The sequence below is a fragment of the Aeromonas sp. 600774 genome, from assembly GCF_049175075.1.
In the GTDB taxonomy this organism is placed as follows: domain Bacteria; phylum Pseudomonadota; class Gammaproteobacteria; order Enterobacterales; family Aeromonadaceae; genus Aeromonas; species Aeromonas veronii_A.
The window spans coordinates 1-810 of record NZ_JAAKUJ010000034.1 but is presented as its reverse complement, the minus strand read 5'-3'; the positions used below and the strand labels follow the sequence as shown (position 1 = coordinate 810).

General features: G+C 40.5%; 1 protein-coding gene. It reads left to right on the top strand.

Features of this window, described 5'->3' with window-relative positions; translation table 11 throughout:
• On the top strand, positions 1–810 hold an 810-nt coding region (locus tag G5171_RS20260; protein ID WP_421260655.1), incomplete at both ends, for a transporter substrate-binding domain-containing protein.

Genomic DNA, 810 nt, shown 5'->3' with positions numbered 1-810 from the left:
TATACCATCTCGCGCTGAAGCTATTGAGGCGCTGAAACGTGGAGAGATCGACTTCTTAAGCACGTCTAATGCCTATGAAGAACAACAGCAGCTATTGTTAACAGATAAATATATGCCGGATGATCCAGCTATATATAAAAATATACATGTAGATGAACATGACATACGAACTGTGGCTGTTCCAGAGTATTATCTTCCCACAATTGATGTGAAGCGATATCTACCAGGCATACAAATAAAAATGTATCCATCTCGTTACAGCGCACTCGCTGCCGTTGCTTATGGGCAAGTAGATGCTGTGATGCTGGATATGATTTCAGGAAATTTCATTGTTAATAAGTTTTACCAAGACAGTATTCAGTTATTAAAGCCACTATATCGAGATACTCATGGTTTTTCATTTTCTTTAGACAGGAGAAATCAACGACTAAAAAAGATTATAAATATTGCTTTAGAGGAGATACTAGACGGAAAACGTGAGGAAATTGCAAAGCGTTGGAATGGAGGTGGACTTTCTATCAGCGCGCGTAAGGTTGAGTTAAGTAACGAGCAGTGGAACTGGCTAGGTAAACAAAAAAAAATAAAAATTGGCGTTAATGATGGTGTTCCTCCGCTTAGCTTTCTAGATGTAAATAACACCTTGCATGGGGTTGTTGCTGACTTGCTGCAAGTTCTGCGGGCGAAACTGGGTGTTGAAATAGAGATTGTACCGGTTAAGACGACTACACAGATGCTAAAGCTGCTTGACGAGCGTCAGGTAGACATAGCGGTATTGAGCCCATCGGACGCACGTAGAAGTAGTTATTTGTT